This window comes from Vibrio sp. DNB22_10_4 (assembly GCF_052879755.1).
In genome coordinates this window covers 378,648-397,670 of record NZ_JBNNXW010000003.1, presented here as the reverse complement: position 1 = coordinate 397,670, position 19,023 = coordinate 378,648, and the positions used below count along the sequence as shown (strand labels likewise).

General features: G+C 46.7%; 18 protein-coding genes. 15 read left to right on the top strand and 3 right to left on the bottom strand.

Annotated elements, in window-relative coordinates; genetic code table 11:
* Window positions 1-174 precede the first annotated feature (174 nt).
* The 5 genes from ACVA6Q_RS12700 to ACVA6Q_RS12680 all read left to right on the top strand — a co-directional run bounded on the left by ACVA6Q_RS12700 (window position 175) and on the right by ACVA6Q_RS12680 (window position 5,374).
* Window positions 175-2,622 carry a DmsA/YnfE/YnfF family dimethyl sulfoxide reductase gene (locus ACVA6Q_RS12700; protein WP_446647747.1) on the top strand — a complete coding sequence of 816 codons (2,448 nt, stop codon included), beginning with the start codon at window positions 175-177 and terminating at the stop codon, window positions 2,620-2,622.
* A 10-nt stretch (window positions 2,623-2,632) separates the two neighbouring features.
* Window positions 2,633-3,247: a DMSO/selenate family reductase complex B subunit gene (locus ACVA6Q_RS12695; RefSeq protein ID WP_042477459.1), complete on the top strand. Its 615-nt coding sequence runs from the start codon at window positions 2,633-2,635 to the stop codon at window positions 3,245-3,247.
* A gap of 1 nt (window position 3,248) precedes the next feature.
* Window positions 3,249-4,091: a DmsC/YnfH family molybdoenzyme membrane anchor subunit gene (locus ACVA6Q_RS12690; RefSeq protein ID WP_446647746.1), complete on the top strand. Its 843-nt coding sequence runs from the start codon at window positions 3,249-3,251 to the stop codon at window positions 4,089-4,091.
* A gap of 81 nt (window positions 4,092-4,172) precedes the next feature.
* Window positions 4,173-4,781, top strand: coding sequence for a TorD/DmsD family molecular chaperone (locus tag ACVA6Q_RS12685; protein WP_446647745.1), 609 nt, complete (start codon window positions 4,173-4,175; stop codon window positions 4,779-4,781).
* Window positions 4,782-4,810: 29 nt separating this feature from the next.
* Window positions 4,811-5,374 carry a ferredoxin-type protein NapF gene (locus ACVA6Q_RS12680; protein WP_446647744.1) on the top strand — a complete coding sequence of 188 codons (564 nt, stop codon included), beginning with the start codon at window positions 4,811-4,813 and terminating at the stop codon, window positions 5,372-5,374.
* 67 nt (window positions 5,375-5,441) lie between these two features.
* Here the strand turns inward: ACVA6Q_RS12680 and dbpA are convergent, their stop codons facing one another.
* A complete protein-coding gene (dbpA, locus tag ACVA6Q_RS12675) occupies window positions 5,442-6,824 on the bottom strand; it encodes an ATP-dependent RNA helicase DbpA (protein WP_353498427.1) in 1,383 nt (460 codons plus the stop codon).
* A 120-nt stretch (window positions 6,825-6,944) separates the two neighbouring features.
* Complete coding sequence (locus tag ACVA6Q_RS12670; RefSeq protein WP_353498428.1) at window positions 6,945-7,460, bottom strand: WbuC family cupin fold metalloprotein; 516 nt, start codon at window positions 7,458-7,460, stop codon at window positions 6,945-6,947.
* Between the two features lie 182 nt (window positions 7,461-7,642).
* On the opposite strand from ACVA6Q_RS12670, the gene ACVA6Q_RS12665 reads away from it, so the two are divergent.
* The 8 genes from ACVA6Q_RS12665 to ACVA6Q_RS12630 all read left to right on the top strand — a co-directional run bounded on the left by ACVA6Q_RS12665 (window position 7,643) and on the right by ACVA6Q_RS12630 (window position 16,250).
* Window positions 7,643-7,816 carry a hypothetical protein gene (locus tag ACVA6Q_RS12665; RefSeq protein ID WP_042498055.1) on the top strand — a complete coding sequence of 58 codons (174 nt, stop codon included), beginning with the start codon at window positions 7,643-7,645 and terminating at the stop codon, window positions 7,814-7,816.
* Between the two features lie 215 nt (window positions 7,817-8,031).
* Window positions 8,032-8,628: a GTP cyclohydrolase II gene (locus ACVA6Q_RS12660; protein WP_353498676.1), complete on the top strand. Its 597-nt coding sequence runs from the start codon at window positions 8,032-8,034 to the stop codon at window positions 8,626-8,628.
* Window positions 8,629-8,788: 160 nt separating this feature from the next.
* Window positions 8,789-10,048, top strand: a complete 1,260-nt coding sequence (locus ACVA6Q_RS12655) for an imelysin family protein (RefSeq protein WP_446647743.1) — start codon at window positions 8,789-8,791, stop codon at window positions 10,046-10,048.
* A gap of 64 nt (window positions 10,049-10,112) precedes the next feature.
* Complete coding sequence (locus ACVA6Q_RS12650) at window positions 10,113-11,510, top strand: di-heme oxidoreductase family protein (RefSeq protein ID WP_446647742.1); 1,398 nt, start codon at window positions 10,113-10,115, stop codon at window positions 11,508-11,510.
* Window positions 11,511-11,519: 9 nt separating this feature from the next.
* A complete protein-coding gene (locus ACVA6Q_RS12645) occupies window positions 11,520-12,551 on the top strand; it encodes an imelysin family protein (protein WP_446647741.1) in 1,032 nt (343 codons plus the stop codon).
* On the top strand, window positions 12,532-13,653 hold the full coding sequence (locus tag ACVA6Q_RS12640; RefSeq protein ID WP_446647740.1) for a DUF1513 domain-containing protein: 1,122 nt from the start codon (window positions 12,532-12,534) through the stop codon (window positions 13,651-13,653). The genes ACVA6Q_RS12645 and ACVA6Q_RS12640 overlap by 20 nt, the downstream gene beginning before the upstream one ends.
* A gap of 88 nt (window positions 13,654-13,741) precedes the next feature.
* Window positions 13,742-15,397, top strand: coding sequence for a L,D-transpeptidase family protein (locus ACVA6Q_RS12635; protein WP_418641554.1), 1,656 nt, complete (start codon window positions 13,742-13,744; stop codon window positions 15,395-15,397).
* A 199-nt stretch (window positions 15,398-15,596) separates the two neighbouring features.
* Window positions 15,597-16,250, top strand: a complete 654-nt coding sequence (locus tag ACVA6Q_RS12630; protein WP_353498434.1) for an MBL fold metallo-hydrolase — start codon at window positions 15,597-15,599, stop codon at window positions 16,248-16,250.
* Here the strand turns inward: ACVA6Q_RS12630 and ACVA6Q_RS12625 are convergent.
* The gene (locus ACVA6Q_RS12625; RefSeq protein WP_446647739.1) at window positions 16,247-16,918 is read right to left on the bottom strand and encodes a DUF2982 domain-containing protein; all 672 of its coding nucleotides are present in this window, start codon (window positions 16,916-16,918) and stop codon (window positions 16,247-16,249) included. The two genes, ACVA6Q_RS12630 and ACVA6Q_RS12625, sit on opposite strands and share 4 nt — an antisense overlap.
* A gap of 210 nt (window positions 16,919-17,128) precedes the next feature.
* On the opposite strand from ACVA6Q_RS12625, the gene ACVA6Q_RS12620 reads away from it, so the two are divergent.
* Together ACVA6Q_RS12620 and ACVA6Q_RS12615 are read left to right on the top strand one after the other, a co-directional pair.
* Entirely contained in the window at window positions 17,129-17,491 is a 363-nt protein-coding gene (locus ACVA6Q_RS12620) for a MarR family transcriptional regulator (RefSeq protein ID WP_446647738.1), read from the top strand.
* 390 nt (window positions 17,492-17,881) lie between these two features.
* Window positions 17,882-18,976 (top strand): TRAP transporter substrate-binding protein, encoded by a 1,095-nt coding sequence (locus tag ACVA6Q_RS12615; RefSeq protein ID WP_418641551.1) that lies wholly within the window; start codon window positions 17,882-17,884, stop codon window positions 18,974-18,976.
* Window positions 18,977-19,023: the final 47 nt, after the last annotated feature.

The window sequence follows — 19,023 nt, the reverse complement described above, 5'->3', positions numbered from 1 at the left end:
ATGTTGTAATTTATTTGTTTTTATAAACGTCTGTTCTAAAAATATTCTACCAAATGAAAAGTTTTTGTCAGAAATTACCTATTAAGTAGTAGAGTTGATTTTCGTCAATTGTTTCCAGTTTTTTCGTTTGTAACATGCTTGCGATGATGCATAACTATGACTGAGCATGTCTATATGAATAATAAACTGAAGCAATTACTGACGCCGTCGTTGACGCGTCGAGGGTTCATCAAATCCTCGTCGGCCATCGGTGGTCTCGCGGCAGCGACCAGTGCCATCTCTCTTCCCTTCAAATCTGCACACGCAGAGACCCAATCAGCACCAAGTGATGAAAAGGTTGTTTGGAGCGCTTGTACAGTTAACTGTGGTAGCCGATGCCCACTGCGCATGCACGTAGTCGATGGCGAGATTAAATGGGTCGACGCCGATAACACCGGTACCGATGATTACGCGAACAAAGATGTGCAAGTGCGCGCGTGTTTACGTGGTCGTTCAATGCGTCGCCGTGTCTACAATCCGGATCGCCTGAAATACCCAATGAAACGCATTGGTGAGCGCGGTGAAGGTAAGTTTAAGCGCATCTCTTGGGATGAAGCTTACACGGAGATCGTCAATAGCCTAGATCACATCAAAAAAGAATACGGCAATGAAGCGATCTACTTGAACTATGGTACGGGTACGCTCGGCGGCACGGTTACTAAGTCTTGGCCTCCAGGTAAGTCTTTGATTGCTCGTTTGATGAATCTAACCGGCGGTTATTTGAACCACTATGGTGACTATTCGACAGCACAGATTGCTAAAGGTTTGAGCTACACCTACGGTGGTTGGGCGAATGGTAACTCCTTCTCAGATACAGAGAATAGTAAGCTGATTGTTCAGTTTGGTAATAATCCCGCTGAAACGCGCATGTCTGGCGGCGGTTTGATCCACCACTTAATTGAGAGCAAAGCGAAATCGAACGCGCGCATGATCATGATTGATCCGCGTTACAACGATACAGCAGCTGGCCACGAAGATCAGTGGATCCCAATTAAACCGGGTACGGATGCGGCCTTTATTGCTGCGATGGCGCACGTGATGATCAAAGAAGACTTGGTTGACCAAGCGTTCCTAGACAAATACTGCGTCGGCTACGACGAGAAGACCCTGCCAGCGTCGGCACCAGCCAACAGTGACTACAAGTCATACATTCTTGGCCTTGGTGAAGATGGCATCGAGAAGACGCCTGAGTGGGCTGCACCGATTACCGGTATTCCTGTCGATATCATTATTCAGACGGCTCGCGAAATCGGTTCAACCAAACCGTGTGCCATCTATCAAGGTTGGGGTCTGCAACGTACTCAAAACGGTGAGATTGCCTCTCGTGCTATCGCTATGTTGGCGCTGTTAACGGGCAACTTAGGTATTCATGGTGGCGGCTCTGGCGCTCGTGAGTCGGATTACAACATTCCGTTTGTTCGTTTCCCGACCCTTGAAAACCCTATTCAAACGTCTATCTCTATGTTCCTTTGGACAGATGCGATCGTGCGTGGCCCAGAAATGACGGCAACTCGCGACGGGGTGCGCGGTAAAGATAAGCTTGATGTGCCAATTAAGTTCATCTGGAACTACGCAGGTAACTGCATCATCAACCAGCACTCTGATATCAACCGTACCCACGACATCCTACAAGATGACAAAGCGTGTGAGATGATTGTGGTGATTGATAACCATATGACGTCTTCGGCTAAATATGCGGACATCATCCTACCAGACCTGACCACGTCAGAGCAGGCGGATTTCTGTATGGATGGTAAAGCGGCGAACATGCCTTACTTCATCTTTGCAGACAAAGCGATTGAGCCTCAGTTCGAGGCACGCAGCATCTACCAAATCTGTTCGGATCTTGCTGAGCGTATGGGTGTAGGTAAAGAGTTTACCGAAGGTCGCGATCAAGAAGGTTGGTTGCGTCATCTGTATGCTGAAACCTTGAAGCTGGACTCAACACTTCCGGATTTTGAAACGGTTCGCAAGCAAGGCATCGTTAAGCGTAGTGACCCGAATGGACACTATGTGGCTTACCAAGCATTCCGTGAAGATCCAGAGAACAATCCGCTGACGACTCCGTCTGGCAAGGTTGAGATTTATTCTGAAGAACTAGCAAGACTAGCTGCGGAGTGGGAACTGCCTGAAGGTGATGTGATTCACCCGCTACCGATTTATGTGAGTACTTCTGAAGGCTGGGACTCGCCTCTGCGTAACAAGTACCCGCTTCAATTGACCGGTTTCCACTTTAAAGCTCGCTGTCACTCTACCTACGGCAACGTTGATGTGCTTAAGCAAGCGGCTCAGCAAGAGATGTGGATCAACCCAATGGATGCAGAGCGTCGTGGAATCAAGAACGGCGATCGCATCAAGATCTATAACGACCGTGGTGAAGTTCGCATCAACGCGAAAGTGACGCCTCGAATGATGCCTGGTGTTGTGGCATTGGGCGAGGGCGCTTGGTACGCACCAGATGGCAATAAGGTGGACCACAATGGTTCAATCAACGTGTTGACGTCTCAAAAGCCAAGTCCATTGGCGAAGGGCAACCCGCAACACACCAACCTTGTCGAAGTTCAACTGGTTAAGAAGGCGTAAGGACTAACTCATGAAACAATACGGTTTTTATATCGACTCGAGTAAGTGCACTGGCTGTAAAACCTGTCAGTTGTCTTGCAAAGACTTTAAAGATTTGGGTGTCGACCGCAGTTTTCGCCGAGTGTATGAATACGCTGGTGGTAACTGGGTAGAAGAGAACGGTACCTACCGTCAGGATGTGTTCGCCTACTACACCTCTATCGCATGTAACCATTGTGATGAGCCAGCGTGTGCAAAAGTGTGTCCGTCTGGTGCGATGCACAAACGTGAAGATGGCTTTGTCATCGTAGATGAAAAGGTATGTATTGGCTGTAAACACTGTGCCAATGCGTGCCCTTACGGTGCGCCACAATACAGCAAAGAAAAAGGTCACATGACCAAGTGTGATGGCTGTTTTGAGCGCGTGGCAGAGGGTTTCGAGCCGATCTGTGTCGGTTCATGCCCGCTGCGAGCGTTGGAGTTTGGCCCGATTGCTGAGCTTCGTGCCAAATACGGTACTAATGCTGATGTGGCACCGCTTCCGTCTTCGTCACTGACGAAACCTAATATTGTGATCAAGCCAAACCGTCATGCGCGTCCAACTAATGACACGACTGGTCACCTAGCAAACCCTAAGGAGGTCTAAGATGGGATGGCATGAATGGCCTTTGATTTTCTTCACTGTATTTGCACAAACCGCGGTGGGTGCATTTGTCGTGATGGGTCTAATCACACTGTTTGGCAAAGCAGATGCGCACGTGAAAACGGGCATTACTCGTAACATGTTCTTTATCTGGGTGTTTATGGGGCTAGGCTTTATGGCTTCGACTATGCACTTGGGTAGCCCAATGCGTGCCATTAACGCGTTGAATCAAGTGGGTACCTCGTGGCTTTCGCGCGAGATTTTGTTTGGTTCAATGTTCTTTGGCTTGGGAGGCATCTATTGGTTGTTGTCTGTTATCGACAAGGGCAGCGAAGCGATTCGCAAAGGCTTGTTGGTCGCGGCAATGTTGATTGGTGTTGTGTTTATGTACGCAATGACCAACGTATACATCATTGATACTGTACCAACTTGGGATACGCCGTTTACCGGTCAATCCTTCGCACTAACGGCAGTGGTGTGCGGCGTGATGTTGTCACTTATTCTGATGCGTGGCGCGAAACTTGAGTGTCCTAAGCTTGGTAAGATCACGGCGATTGTTGCATCTGTTGCAGGCCTAGCGCTTGTGATGACGACGATATCTATGATGGGTTCACTACCTAGTATCCATTCAGCAATCGTATCAGCCGCTGAGCTTGTGCCAAACATGGCAGAAATTCAGAACCTACGTTTTGTGTTGGTATTTGCTGGTATTGCTGCTTGGGTTTGGGCAATGCGCTCTGAATCGCGCTCAATGCCAATCGCGGTGGTGGGTTTTGCAATGGTTATGGTTGCAGAGCTCATTGGTCGCAGCGTGTTCTTCGGTCTTCACATGACCGCTGGCATGTAATGAGTGAAGAGGGTAGGCGCTTGTGCCTACCCTCTATTACACTCAACTTTATTGTTTAGAATAACTTGGTAATCTCAGTTCATGTCACAATCAGACGTTATTGATCTTCAAAGCCTTCAGACCATGGCCAAGGTGTTTGGCTCACTTTTGTACTTCCCGCTTACTGATAGCAACAACCAAACTTTGATTAAAGCTCTTTCGGAAGATGAAGCGCTGGAGAACAGCGATATTCAAGCCTGGTGTAAAACAGCGCTAACAGAATTGCCAGAAGCACTAAATCAAGACTTCTTCTTGCTGTTTGAAGGCGGAGAGGTGATGTTGGCACCACCTTGGGGCTCTGTGTATACCGACAAAGAAGAAGTGATTTTTGGTGACAGTACCGTTGCCTATCGCCAGTTCTTGCGTGAATACGGCATTGAGCTTGATACAGGCATGCGCGAGCCAGAAGACCAGATTGGTTTGATGTTGTTTGCGGTTAGCCAACTTATTGAGCAACAACAAGATGTCGAAACGGTTAAAACGTTACTGACCGAGCATTTGCTAACGTGGTGTTACCGCTACTTTGAATTGGTACAACAGCATGCCAAAACCCAAAGCTACAAACAGCTGGCAGGCTTGGTTTCTCTATGGTGTGAAGTGGTACAGGATGTGCTCGACATTACGCCTAATGCTGTGAAGCTGTATCGTTAAAAAATACACCCATCTATGGTGAGAATATTATGAGTCGTGATGAGCAATACGTAAAAGCCTATATGGAGCACAAGACGATAAGCCGCCGTGGTTTGTTTCGCGCTCTGACAAATGGCGCGACTCGTAATCCGACGGAGACTGATGACTCTCTTGCGTCAAAGTTGAATGCTGAAAAGGTAGTTAGAGTGCTACCAAGACCGCCAAAAGCGATTGACGAGGTACTGTTTCAGCAAATCTGCGACGGCTGTGGTGAATGTCAAAAGGTTTGCCCTGAACAGGTTATTTCCATCCAAGGTGGGTTGGCGCAGCTAACGCTGGACTATGGGTATTGCAGTCAGTGTGGAGAGTGCGGGAAAAGCTGTCCAACAGGCGCATTGCACGGAAGTGTAATGGATAGCGGCTTGCGACCAAGCTTTTTAGAAAGCTGTCAAAACGCACTGTTTGGCGATTGTTATTTGTGTCAGGAAGCATGTCCTCAAGACGCCATAGAACTGGAAGACTTGAGTTTACCCACCGTCAGTGAAAGCAAGTGCGATGGATGCGGACGTTGCAAGCAAGGCTGTCCATTTTCATCCATCGCTCTATCTCTATAAAGCTGGGTCTCTATAAAGCCGAGCCTCTATAAAGTATTGACGCTATAGAGCTCGGCCTCTATTAACGTCACGCTTTAATGATACGAGCGCGGAAGTTACGCCCCTTCATCTTGCCGTTAGTGATTTTACCCAGCGCTTTCTTCGCAATGGATGTTTCTACCGCAACGTAAGCGTTCATAGGGAACATATTGATCTTACCGATCTGGTTGCCTGATAGAGTCTTGTCGCCCGTCAACGCACCTAGAATATCCCCAGGACGTAGCTTCTGCTTTTTGCCACCTAGAATCTGAATTGTGGTCATCGTTGCCTGATAAGGGCGGTTTGATGATGCTGGTGGTAGCGTGCTTGGCTCAATAGGCAAATCTAAGTACTCATCGATGCGTGCTACACGATAAAACTCTTTCTCACTGTAGAAGCTAAATGCCAAGCCTTTGTTTCCCGCACGACCAGTACGACCGATACGGTGCACATGCACTTCAGGGTCACGTGATAGCTCGTAGTTGAATACAGCGTCAAGGTTGTCGACATCAAGGCCACGTGCAGCAACATCGGTTGCGACTAGGATAGAGACACTCTTGTTGGCAAACTGTACCAAAGCTTGGTCACGGTCACGCTGCTCAAGGTCTCCATGGATATCGATGACACTAAAGCCGCGATGATGAAGCTCATCCGCCACGTTTTGCACTTCTTTCTTAGTGTTACAGAACACAACCGCAGACTCTGGTTGGTGTGTTAGTAATAGAGTTTCTAACGCGTTGTCACGCTCTTCTGTGGTATCAGTTTGATAGAAGAACTGCTTGATGCTTGAATGATCGTGTTTGCTCTCTACCTTCACAACCTCAGGCTGCTTCATTACCGTTGATGCAATGGTTTGAATCTGCTCTGGGAAGGTTGCACTGAATAGTAGCGTTTGACGATTGCTTGGCGCTTCACCGATGATGGCATCGAGTGCGTCTTTAAAGCCCATTTCCAGCATGCGATCGGCTTCATCCAACACCAATGTGTTGAGCTCTTCAAGGTTGATACGACCTTTTTCAAGGTGATCAAGGATACGACCTGGTGTACCGACGAGAATATGAGCGCCGTGCTCCAGAGAGCCAATTTGCGGCCCCATTGGCATTCCGCCACATAGCGTTAGCACTTTGATGTTGTGGATACCACGAGCCAGGGTACGGATTTCTTTTGCAACCTGGTCAGCAAGTTCACGCGTTGGGCAAAGCACCAATGATTGCACACGAAAACGCTTTACGTTGAGGTTGGCAAGTAGGCCAAGTGAGAATGCCGCCGTTTTACCTGAACCGGTTTTTCCTTGACCGATGATGTCTTTACCATCGAGGATTTTTGGTAGTGAGTCTGCTTGAATCGGTGTCATTTTAGCGTAGCCAAGGCTATCCAAAGTGCTCAGTAATTCAGTAGGTAGATTTAGTGTGGAAAATGCCGGAGTGGTCACGAGGTATCCTCAGTCAGCGTTAGGGAGCGAGTATTATCAACATTATGGTCGATGTTACCAGCAAAAACATGGCTGACGGAGGACATTTAACCAGCGAAGTGGTGAGGTTACCTGTGAAGGTTACGCTGGTAGCGCTGTTCTCATCCAGTCGCGGTACTCATTAGCGCCGTCTTCACCTTCTGCAGGAGACCAAGGCGCGAAATCTTCTTGAGGCGTTGGGATGTAAGCCCCTTCTTTGATTTCTAGACCGACAGTACCAGACTCCATGCATGCATAACCGTGCCATGTACCTGGTGGAATTTCGATAGCGCGGTTGGTTTCTGGTGATAGGCTGTGACGCTGAACTACGTTGCCTTCGTCATCGAAAATAAGTAGATCAAGTTGACCTTTAAGTACCAAAAACAGCTCCCATTTGTGCTCTTCACGGTGGCGGTGAGGGCGCATGTAAGTTTCTGGCTCAGTTGAAATGAACAGGCGCTGCACACCCGCGTCCAATTGTTCGTGTAGGTTGTGATGGCTGCGCTTGCGCGGTGCTTGTTTCGCGTTTTCAGAAAACGTGTCGAAGTCTTGGTTACTGATGATTTTCAACATTGCTTTTACTTTATTAGTTGGTGTGCCGTTATTGTACAGTGGCATCAAAAAAGTTCAGTACAAAAATAGCGCTATCGTCCGGGCAAGGTTAAATTTTAGAAAAAACTATGAAAAACGTAGGCAAAATGTGATTGCAGTTCCAGAGATTGGTAAAAAAGCTGTACGATCTGATCAGAATGGTATGATGCCTAAGCATCGGAGTGTCTTAAACGTAAGGTGGAACAGCAGTGGAAGCAGTGATCAGCCAATTAAAAAAAGACTTTTACGCGCACCTTCAATCATCAAATGGTGCTAGCGCATCGAGTACCTCGAAAACTATGTCTTTGCTAACGAAAGAAGAATTGGCAGAGCTGGAAAACGTTTGGGTTCAGCTAGCAGTATGGAAGCAAAAGCAAGCATAATCAGCGTATTAACTCCAACAAATTCTAAGCCCTGAGTGATTCACTCGGGGCTTTTTTCATTTTACAAAAGCACTAATTGTTATAATATAACATTTTCCTTGGTGATCTTATTGTTGAAAAGTGCGGTATTAGCCCCCATAGTTCCCATATTGGAGAAACAGACTATGGCTGAGATAAGCTCACTGATAGCCTCAGAAAATCTAGTAGGAAATACGATGGCGGAAGTACGTGCCAGAATAGAATTAAAAGTCGGTGCAAAAAGCGACATCGACGCGGAAATGCTCTCTTTTCGCGGCTTAGAGACCGACAAAGAACACGTTGCTATTATCTTTAAAGCAGCAGACAAAGACCAAGCGCTACCTTTAGTGCGAATGCACTCTGAGTGTTTGACGGGGGATGTATTCCATTCGTCTCGTTGTGACTGTGGTGAACAGCTCGAAGAGACCATCCAAAAGATGGGGCGTGAAGGTGGCATCATCTTATATTTGCGCCAAGAGGGGCGTGGTATTGGTTTGTACAACAAGCTAGATGCCTACAAGCTTCAGTCTGAAGGCATGAACACATACGAAGCGAACAACCATCTTGGATTTGGTGATGATTTACGTGATTTCACCGAAGCGGCTCAAATGCTCAAAGCATTAGACATTTACTCAATTCGCTTAGTTACCAATAATCCCAAGAAAATCCGTGAGCTGCGCGAGCATGGTATTAATATCGAAGATGTCGTTAACACCAGTGCTCACGTGAAAGATGGTAATGAAAGCTACCTAAAGGCCAAAGTCTCACACGGTAAGCATCATCTCGAGCTCTAGAGTAGCTTGTTAACATTTTGAATAAAAAACCTCACGCATGTGAGGTTTTTTTGTATTCACTGTTGAAAATAAATTGTAACTAGGTATTATCGCGGTTGATAGTGTTAATGATAACAATTCGCACTAAATAATAAGAATTAAGCTCAACAAGGATGCTTTCATGAATGTAACAACCGCAGTGAAGGGCGCAATTGTCGCCTCGTTTCTTATCACGTCTACCTCTGCTTTTTCAGCAGTCACTAAAGATCAAGTTGTCGAGCATTACGCCGATCTTGCTCATGCTGTGTTTACTGATGCGCGTATTACAGCGCAAGAGTTAGACACATCAATTAACACATTTTTAGCTTCTCCATCGGAAAAAGGCTTTGCTGATGTGAAACAAGCTTGGCTTGCTTCACGCGTTCCGTATCAGCAAACAGAAGTGTTCCGCTTTGGAAACTCGATTGTTGATGATTGGGAAGGTCAACTCAATGCTTGGCCTCTTGATGAGGGACTTATCGACTACGTAAGTAGTGACTATCAGTACGAACTTGGCAATGAAGGCGCACAGGCGAACATTGTTGCTAACAAAACTCTTAAGATTGGTGCAACTACATTAGATGTTGCGAGTATTACTCCTCAAGCTATTGCAGATCTAAACGAAGTCGGTGGCTCAGAGGCTAACGTGGCGTCTGGCTACCACGCCATTGAGTTTCTTTTGTGGGGTCAAGACCTGAACGGCACTAATGCAGGTGCCGGAGAGCGTCCTTACACGGATTACGTTGTAGGTGAAGGTTGTACAAATGGTAACTGTGAGCGTCGTGCTGAGTACCTAAAAGCGGCTTCTGCTCTTTTGATTCAAGATCTTCAGTGGATGGAAAAGCAATGGTCTGCATCAGAGAAAGACAACTACCGTACAGAGCTTCTTGCTGACAAAGCCGACAATGGTCTGCGTAAAATGCTGTTTGGTATGGGCTCGCTATCGCTGGGTGAACTGGCAGGTGAGCGTATGAAAGTGGCACTAGAGGCAAACTCAACAGAAGATGAGCATGATTGTTTCTCTGATAACACTCACAACTCTCACTACTATAACGAGCAGGGGATCTACAACGTCTACACCGGTACCTATGTACGTGCTGACGGCACGTTAGTTGATGGTCCAAGCATTGCTAACCTTGTAGAGCAAAAAGATAAGAGCGCAGCGAAAGAGATTCAAAAGCAGTTTGATTTGGCTCGCGCTCAAGTAGGCAAACTTGTCACTTCTGCAGAAAAAGACAACCAGTACTTTGATCAACTGATCGCCTCAAGCAACCCACAAGGCAACCAACTTGTGAATGAGACGATTATTGCACTTGTTGCTCAAACAGGTTCAATAGAACGTGCTGCGGGTATTGTAGGCATTGATAGCCTTAGCCCAGACACAGCTGACCACGAGTTCTAATCATAATAAAAATCTGTGAAATGGGGGCGCTTGCCCCCTTTGTTGTTCTATTTGTGAGTGCTGTATGTCTAGATCAAACATCATCTGGGTTGCGCTTTTTGCGATAATCTCCACGTCCGTTTTTGCAGAGTCGACTCCTAGCCGTCTTTCTGGCGGCAAAACTACGGTTAAAAAAAACGGTGCCAACGCCTTTTCAATGCCAGCGGCTAACTTGCCGATGAGCAAACGTCTCGATTTTAGTGTCGGAAACAGTTTCTTTCGAAACCCTTGGGTTCAAGCGCCCGCATCGACGGATGCTCGTGATGGTCTAGGGCCTTTATTCAATACTAATGGATGTCAAAACTGCCACATAAAAGATGGTCGTGGACACCCACCAGAGCAGAACGACCAGCATGCGGTGTCAATGTTAGTTCGTCTGAGTATTCCTGCAACGACGGAAGCACAAAAACAAGCAGTAAAAATGTCAGGTGTAATTCCTGAGCCGACTTATGGTGGTCAGCTTCAAGACTTTGCTCTTCCAGATATGGCGCCTGAAGGCCAAATACACATTACTTATGACGATGTCGCGATGCGATTTGAAGATGGCACCACGGTTATGCTGCGTAAGCCAAACTTAAAGATCGTTGAACTTGCTTATGGAGATATGCATCCAGATGTCATGATGTCAGCTCGCGTCGCTCCACCTATGATCGGCCTTGGGTTGCTTGAATCCATTCCTGAATCGACCATCCTAGAGTTTTCTAAGCAGCAACAACAGGACACAACGTCTGTTGCTGGTATTCCTAACTATGTGCTTGATGTACGAACTAAAGAGATGAGCCTAGGACGATTTGGCTGGAAAGCGGGACAGCCGAACCTAATGCAGCAAAATGCGGCGGCATTCAACGGTGATGTTGGCTTAACAAGTGCATTGTTTACAGAAGAAAACTGCACTGATAAACAAGATTTGTGCACCGAGAGCCTAAGTGGCGGCGATCCTGAGGTAAGCGACAACATTCTTGATTTTGTTGAGTTCTATACACAGCACCTTGCCGTTCCACAGCGTCGTAATATTGATAACTCAGAGGTGCTAGCTGGAGAAGCACTGTTTAAAAAAGTGGGTTGTGACAACTGTCATCGAACCAATATCCAAACGGCGAAACGCGAAGGCTTACCTGCTTTGTCGAATCAGACAATTCATCCTTATACAGACATGTTATTACACGATATGGGGGAGGGGCTTGCTGATGGTCGTCCGGAATACGCTGCATCTGGCTCGCATTGGCGAACGCCACCACTATGGGGTATTGGGTATACCGAAGAAGTGAATGGTCACACGTATTTTCTTCATGATGGCCGTGCTCGTAACTTAACCGAGGCCATTTTATGGCACGGCGGTGAAGCTCAAACTTCAAGAAATCAGGTGCTAGCAATGAGCAAGAAAGAGCGTGAAGCGCTGCTTGCTTTCTTAAATTCGCTATAGGGAACAGTGATGTATTATCAAAAATCAGTGACCATTGCGGCTTTAGTTCTACTGGCAGGGTGTCAATCATCAACCAGTACAGACAAACTGCGTCCTCAATCGAGCAATCACCAAAGCCAAGGTGTGTATGAGATCCAGTTTGAATCTGCTCTGCGCTTTAATGATTCTATGCTCAAACTTCGCAATCAATCTGCGCGTTATTGCGAGTCTCAAAGCAGCCTAAAAGATGTGAAAATTGCTTGGCAGCAGGGGATGGAGAGCTGGATGCATCTTCAAGGGCAGGAGCGAGGCCCCTCAGAAGCGCTTGAACAAAACTGGAACATTCAGTTTTGGCCCGATAAAAAAAATACCACAGGCCGCAAGATGGCTACGGCGATCAAAACCAAGAGTTGGGATATGACGTCGATTCAATCTCAGAGCGTGACAGTTCAAGGGCTTGGCTCTGTGGAATGGCTGTTATATGACGGTGCCTCAAGCATGAGTGAAGGTGGTAAGGAAGATTGTAGCTTGCTTAAAGCGGTTACTGACTCTCTGGTCGATCGTTCAAACACTGTTTTGCAGGCTTGGACCACAAACCCATGGGTCGAGTTAGATACCAAAGCATGGCATGCGGAATATTTAGCGCTACTCACCAATCAGCTTGATTACAGCATGAAGAAGCTGTCTCGTCCGCTTGCGAAAATTGGCGCACCACGTCCGTATTTTTCAGAATCTTGGCGCGCTCAAACTTCGCTGTCGAATCTAAAAGAAAACCTAGTGGCAATGCAGGCATTGTATTTGGCCGAAGGAAGTGGTCTTGACTCCATTCTGAGAGATAAAGGCGAGGAAGCACTCGCTGACGATATTGCTCAGCAGTTCCAAGATACGCTAGAAACATGGCCACAAGAATCGAGTCTATTTGATATGTTGCAAACTAAATCGGGTTACCGAACCGCTTTGGCGCAGTTCAACAAGCTGGAGCAGCTCAAATATTTGATTGGTGAAGAAGCGGCTATAAATCTGGGTGTCGTTATAGGGTTCAATGCAACAGATGGCGATTGATAGAGCTAAGCGTAATCTAGCTAAAGCATTGGCAATGGGGACGCTTTCGCCCTCATTGCTAGCGGGCTGTGTAACGAATAGCACTGCGGCTAAGAGCAACGTTGAACTAGGCAGCATGAATACAAACCAAGTATTGATTGGTGGAGCGATTCGTCGCCAAGGTCAATTTGAGGCCGTGGTTTACTCTCAACTGGGGCAGTTTCAACATCATATCCCTTTGCCAGCGAGAGGACATGGGGTAGCGATAGCACCATCAAAGCATCACGCTGTGATGTTTGCTCGTCGTCCCGGCAGTTATGCGATGGTTTTTGACTATCGAGATGGAGAAGAAAAGGCACTCATTCCTGCGGAAAACAATCGTCACTTTTACGGTCATGGGGTGTATTCAAACGATGGTCGTTGGTTATACGCTACTCAAGGAGAGCGTGCGACAAGCCGAGGCATTATTGGTGTATACGATGCCGAGAATAGCTACAAAAAAGTTGCCGAGTTTTCTGGGTTTGGGGTCGGCCCGCATGAAATCATTATTATGTCTGATGGCCGGTTGGTAGTTGGTGTCGGCGGAGTTCATACTCAAGGGAGAACACCGATTAATTTAGCAACAATGAAGCCAAGCCTTAGCTATTTGTCAGGCAATGGGGAGTTGCTTGATCAAGTGATGCTGCCAGATCACCATAAGAGTATTCGGCATTTGGCTCATGATGGCGAGCAAACCGTGCTGTGTGGTCAGCAGTATCGAGGCGAGCCAGATGATTATGTTCCATTAGTTGCCATGCATCGAACTGGTGAGTCTCTGGTTGAGCTCGGTGGTGAACCAGAGCAGTGGGCGCGCTTCAACCATTATGTGGCGAGCATCGCGGCAACAGATTCTCATATCTTAGCGACATCGCCACGGGGCAATTGTTATGGTATTTGGGACAAATCCTCTCTCGATCTTTTAGAGATCAATGTGTTGCCGGATGCCTCTGGCGTGGTGGTTAAAAATGACCAGTTTTATGTAAGTTCTGGCGTTGGAAAGGTCGTAAAAATAAATGCGGATCTCACCAAGAATGCCTTTGTCTCGGGGATTCAATGGGATAACCATTGGAGTGCTATCACATAAATGAGACGCTAACTGGTTTAAAATAAATTAGCACTTTCCAAAGTGTGATTTCTGCCATACTTAAGACTCTGTCTAAGGAGGTGGGTAGATGCGAAACTGGTTAATTTTGCCGAGTATATTGATCTCGGCATTGTCAAGTTCAGTCGCCGTTACAGCGGCGCCAGACCAGCTCGTGTCTGATTCTAGTGAACTTACCTCTTATTCTGTTAAACATATTGAACCGATTCTGAAATCGAGCTCAGCAGAAGCCTCTGAAAAGATTGAATCGATGCCTAGCATCGACAGCGAGTTCCTTTATCCACAACTGGTGGAATATGTCTATTCTCGCCTAGAACGAGCAACGCTTTGGGCGGATGTTGAGCTGAATGCTCAAGTTAACCTTCAACTTGATGTCGTACGGTTGGCTGGTTTTAGTCCGGTGTTCGAACATCGTGTCGCTTTAATGCAAGCTGCCTATCAGAAGCAGGATGTTGTTCTATATGACAGACTGACCACCGACACGTTTCTGCTTTACATGAGCTATGTCGCTGCTGCGGCGGATAAAGGCAAAGAGTGGTATTTCACTACCGATTTGAATGAGGTGATGCCAAGGCCTTCTGCGACGGAAGTAGATTTGTTGGTCTCTGCCTTTGAGGCTGGTACGGAATCGGAATATGTTTTAAGTCTCGCCTCACCAATGCTTAAACAGCCAGGATTTGAAAACGCCTATATTGACCTGGTTGTTAAGTCTCAACTCGATACGCCATTGTACGAACAAACGGGATTATTGCGCATGGGTGATGTGCTGATGCCGCAACAATATGAGTTGCTGGTCGAACGTTTACAAGCGTCGGACGTCGAGGTGTTGATTCGCGATGATTATATGTTTGATGAGTCGCTAGATTTTGCAGTGCGCGAGTTTCAGCGTCTCTATGGACTTAATGACGACGGAATTATTGGGCCAAATACTGTCGAATGGTTGAATAAGTCTTCCGATGACAAACTTAGGATCTTAGCGTTGAACTCAGAGCGCTCCCGTCTATGGCCAGAGCAGCGTCAAAACATCATTTTGGTTAACGTGCCGAGCTTTCAGCTCAAATACTGGGATGAAGGTGAAACGCGATTCGAGTCGAGAGTCATTGTCGGTAGAACCAGTCGTCAAACTCCCATCTTTGAAACCAAAATGGATTCATTGATCTTGAATCCTACTTGGAATGTACCATGGAAGATCATGGTGAAAGACATTATTCCTAAAGTGAAGCGTGATCCGACCTATTTGTTTTCTCAGCGCTTCGAAATTTTGGAAGGCTGGAATAACCAGAACAGGATTGATCCAACTATGATCAATTGGAGCGAGGTCAACGCTAGGCGATTCCCATATCGAATGCGCCAGAAAGCCGGTGAGCTCAATGCGCTCGGCCAATACAAGTTCAACACACCGAATGCGCAAGCCATTTTCTTGCACGACACGCCAAGTAAGCATTTGTTTGATGAAAGTTTACGTGCGTTTAGTTCGGGTTGTGTCCGGGTCGAACATGCAGACCAATTTGCTGAAGTGTTGCTAGAGGTGCAGGGTAAGAGCCTAGAAGATGTCGCATCCTCGCGTCCCAATAAAGCCATTGCCTTTAAGGAGCGAATTCCGGTGCACATTATCTATCAAACAGCTTGGCTCGTAGACGGTAAGGCACACTTCCGCGGTGACGTCTACCGTTACGATGACAAGCGCAACCCAGTAGAAGAGGCTGCCTTATCGAGTAATCGATAATCAAACAAACCTCACTTTGATAAAGAGCCATCGTGCCAGTTTTGCCACGGTGGCTTTGTTGTCTCTGGAATATAATGGTAACGAGTAGGGCATCGTCTAATCACTGTCTTGATTTTCACTGTTTGGCCAGCGGCACAGACTTGTTATTCTTCTATGACAGTGTCATAGTCGCCTCAGTTTACAAAATATAGGGTTTATCATGAGTCTTAAGTATCAAATCGTACCGGTCACTACCTTCGCGCAAAACTGCTCTATTGTATGGTGTGACGAAACTATGAAGGGTATTGTGGTTGATCCAGGTGGTGACGTAAAACAGTTGCTAGCCTTGGTTGAACAGCTTGGCGTAACGATTGAGAAGCTAGTTTTGACTCACGGTCACCTTGATCATGTTGGTGGTACGGTAGAGATGTCCGAGTCTCTTAAAGTGGACATTATCGGCCCGCATAAAGCGGACAACTTCTGGCTTCAAGGTTTGGAAGGTCAAAGTCAAATGTTTGGCTGGCCATTAACGGAAGCGTTTGAGCCAACTGAGTGGCTAGACGAAGGCGATGTGGTTACTTTTGGTAATGAATCTCTAAGTGTTTACCACACGCCGGGTCACACACCAGGTCACGTGTGCTTGTTTAATGAAGACGCTAAGGTCGCGTTTGTCGGTGATGTTCTGTTCAATGGCAGCATCGGTCGTACTGACTTCCCTCAAGGCGATCATGCAACACTGATAAACTCGATAAAAACCAAGTTGTGGCCACTGGGTAATGATGTGAAATTTGTACCTGGTCATGGTCCTGAGTCGACGTTTGGTCGTGAGCGTGTCTCTAATCCGTACGTTGCTGATGAGATGCCTCTTTACTAAACCTCACTCCGGCTTGCCGCTGCTTGATAGCGGCGAGCCAATCCCACAAAATCTTCTCCTGCTCTATCTAAATCCGCTTCGGCAATAAATACGTCGTATCCGTAAAACTCTCTTTGATGCTTCATACGATTGGCAAGCATGGCCAGAAGTCCTTTGTATTCGATGCCGCGCTCATCGACAAAGGGTTCAGCGTCAAGAACAATGTCTTCAAAGCTCTTGGCTGGTGAGGTTTGCTGTACGCCGATATAAAGTAGTGCACGTTGGCTAAGTAGAATATCGGTGGCAATACGCGGACAGATGGCATCCAAGTAAGGGCCATATTCTTTCACTCTAAGCCCAATCCAGGGAAGTGGCTTGTGCCAGCCCTCTTGATGTTGAGTACAGATCCCAATTCTCTCGACATTCGCCCAGCGAAGAACCCAGCCGCCCTTAAACAAATGCTGTTGAAGATGAGAGTTGGTTAGGGTAAACGTGACGCGACTTTTTTGTAGCATAAGGTAAGCAAAGCCCGACACACTTGCGAAAATAGCAATGAACAGCCAGGCGTGCTCCCAAGAAGGTGAGAGTAACAAAAAGCAGAAACACACCAACGCGCCCACGCCAGCCAACATCCTGACAGTAGGAGAGTCCCAAGTGTAGTGGTGATTGCTAAGATGTAATGTGTCCATAATCGGTGCCATCAATGAATACTAATCTCACTTTATACTGGTGAAACAACCACAAAGTTTATTGTTTAAATAATAGTCATTGTTGGCTCGGGACGGCATTTTTGTCTCGAGTTTGTGTCAAGACCCTACAAAAGCATTCAAAATTTTGGTATAAAACGCGCTTCAAATTTTGACCACTGCCCTGATGCAGTGAATTGGAGAGAAAACTCGATGAGACTTGCTCATAAGCGCAAAGTGCAATCAAAATTGCAAAAGCGTATTAAAGCGGTAGTTGCCAACACAGCCGCTGCAACAAAAACAGCAAAGCCTGTTGTAGCAAAAGCACCTGTAGTTGAAACCGCAACTGCGACAAAAAAAGTTGATGTAGCCCTAACTCCTAAACAGCAACAAGTGCTAGACATCGTTGCTAACAACGCTGAAGGCATCAACCCGAAAGGTATCGGCCTTGCGGCTGGCCAAGAAGATGCGAAAGCAGCCTCTTGGGCAACTGGCGCTCTAAAGAAGCTTCTTGAAGAAGGTTTGGTGGCTAAAGAGCAGCTAGCGGGCAACAAAGTGATCTACAAAGCGCTATAAGCGTTCACTTTACCCAATTTCAAAAAGACCCCTTTCGAGGGGTTTTTTTGATCCTGTCGTTTGGAAAATTGGGAGATGTTAGCGACAGATGTCACAAAAGTAGCCATCCTGTAATATCTTGCTGATAATAAATGCGTACGTGTTTGTCTCGTTCTAGATTTCTTTTTGAACACTCTAACCAGTTGATTTTTATTTGTCTTGAGTAACTACCTCGTTTATCACCTACGTAGTAATACGTAATACCAAGGTCGAAGTCGATCTGTTGATAATCTTATTACTGCGTGCTCGCACTAATACACCTTGCTGGGTTTTCCATCCATAGTTATCTGGAATGTGAAACTTGGAGTCAGTTACTGACTTCAAAAAGGAACCTACTCAAGGAACTGAATAATGAGTCTAATCAAGAAATCAGTATCACGTGTCATGAAGAGCACGGCTATCGTAGCTGCAACCTGCCTAGCGTTTGTAGCTGGAAATGCCAGCGCTGACGATAAAGTCTATCGCCTAAAACTTGCAGAAACTTGGGGGCCAAACTTCCCAATTTTCGGTGATGCAACGAAGAACATGGCGAAAATGGCCGAAGAAATGTCGAACGGTCGTCTGCAAATTCGCATCGATTCGTCTAACAAACACAAAGCGCCGTTCGGTGTGTTTGATATGGTGAAATCTGGTCAGTACGACATGGGCCACTCTGCGTCTTACTACTGGAAAGGCAAGGTGCCAAATACCCTCTACTTTACGACTATGCCTTTTGGTATGACGGCACCTGAGCAGTATGCGTGGTTCTACCACGGCGGTGGTATGCAGTTGATGGAAAAAGTGTATGACCCACATAACTTGCTGTCTTTCCCTGGCGGTAATACTGATGTACAGATGGGCGGTTGGTTCCAGAAAGAGATCAACAGCGTAGAGGACTTGCAAGGTCTGAAAATGCGTATCCCAGGCTTCGCGGGCGAAATCCTAGCAGAAGTTGGCGCTAAACCAACGAACATCGCATCGGGTGAATTGTACACATCTCTAGAGCGTCGCACGATTGACGCGCTTGAGTGGGTAGGCCCTTCACTTGACCTTCGTATGGGCTTTCACAAAATTGCACCGTACTACTACACAGGTTGGCATGAGCCAGCAACAGAGCTTCAGTTCCTAGTTAACAAACGTACTTGGAATAAGCTTCCGGATGACTTGAAAGCGATTCTGCAAATTGCAATGAAGACAGCCGCATACGATATGTACATCCAATCGACTCACGAAAGTGGTAAGAACTGGGCGACTATCCAAACTGATTACCCTGACGTGAAAGTGAAAGACTTCCCGAAAGAGGTGATGGATGCGCTTCGTGACGCCAACGATAAACTGCTTAAGCAGCACGCTGACAAAGATGAGATGGCGAAAGAGATCCAAGCATCACAAGCAGCTTACCTAGAGCAAGTGCGTTCTTGGACTGATATCGCGTCGAAAGCTTACCTAAACAAGTTCGACGACTAACCCCCCAACTCAAGTGGCGTAGCTCCTGCGCCACTTTCTTTTTACAC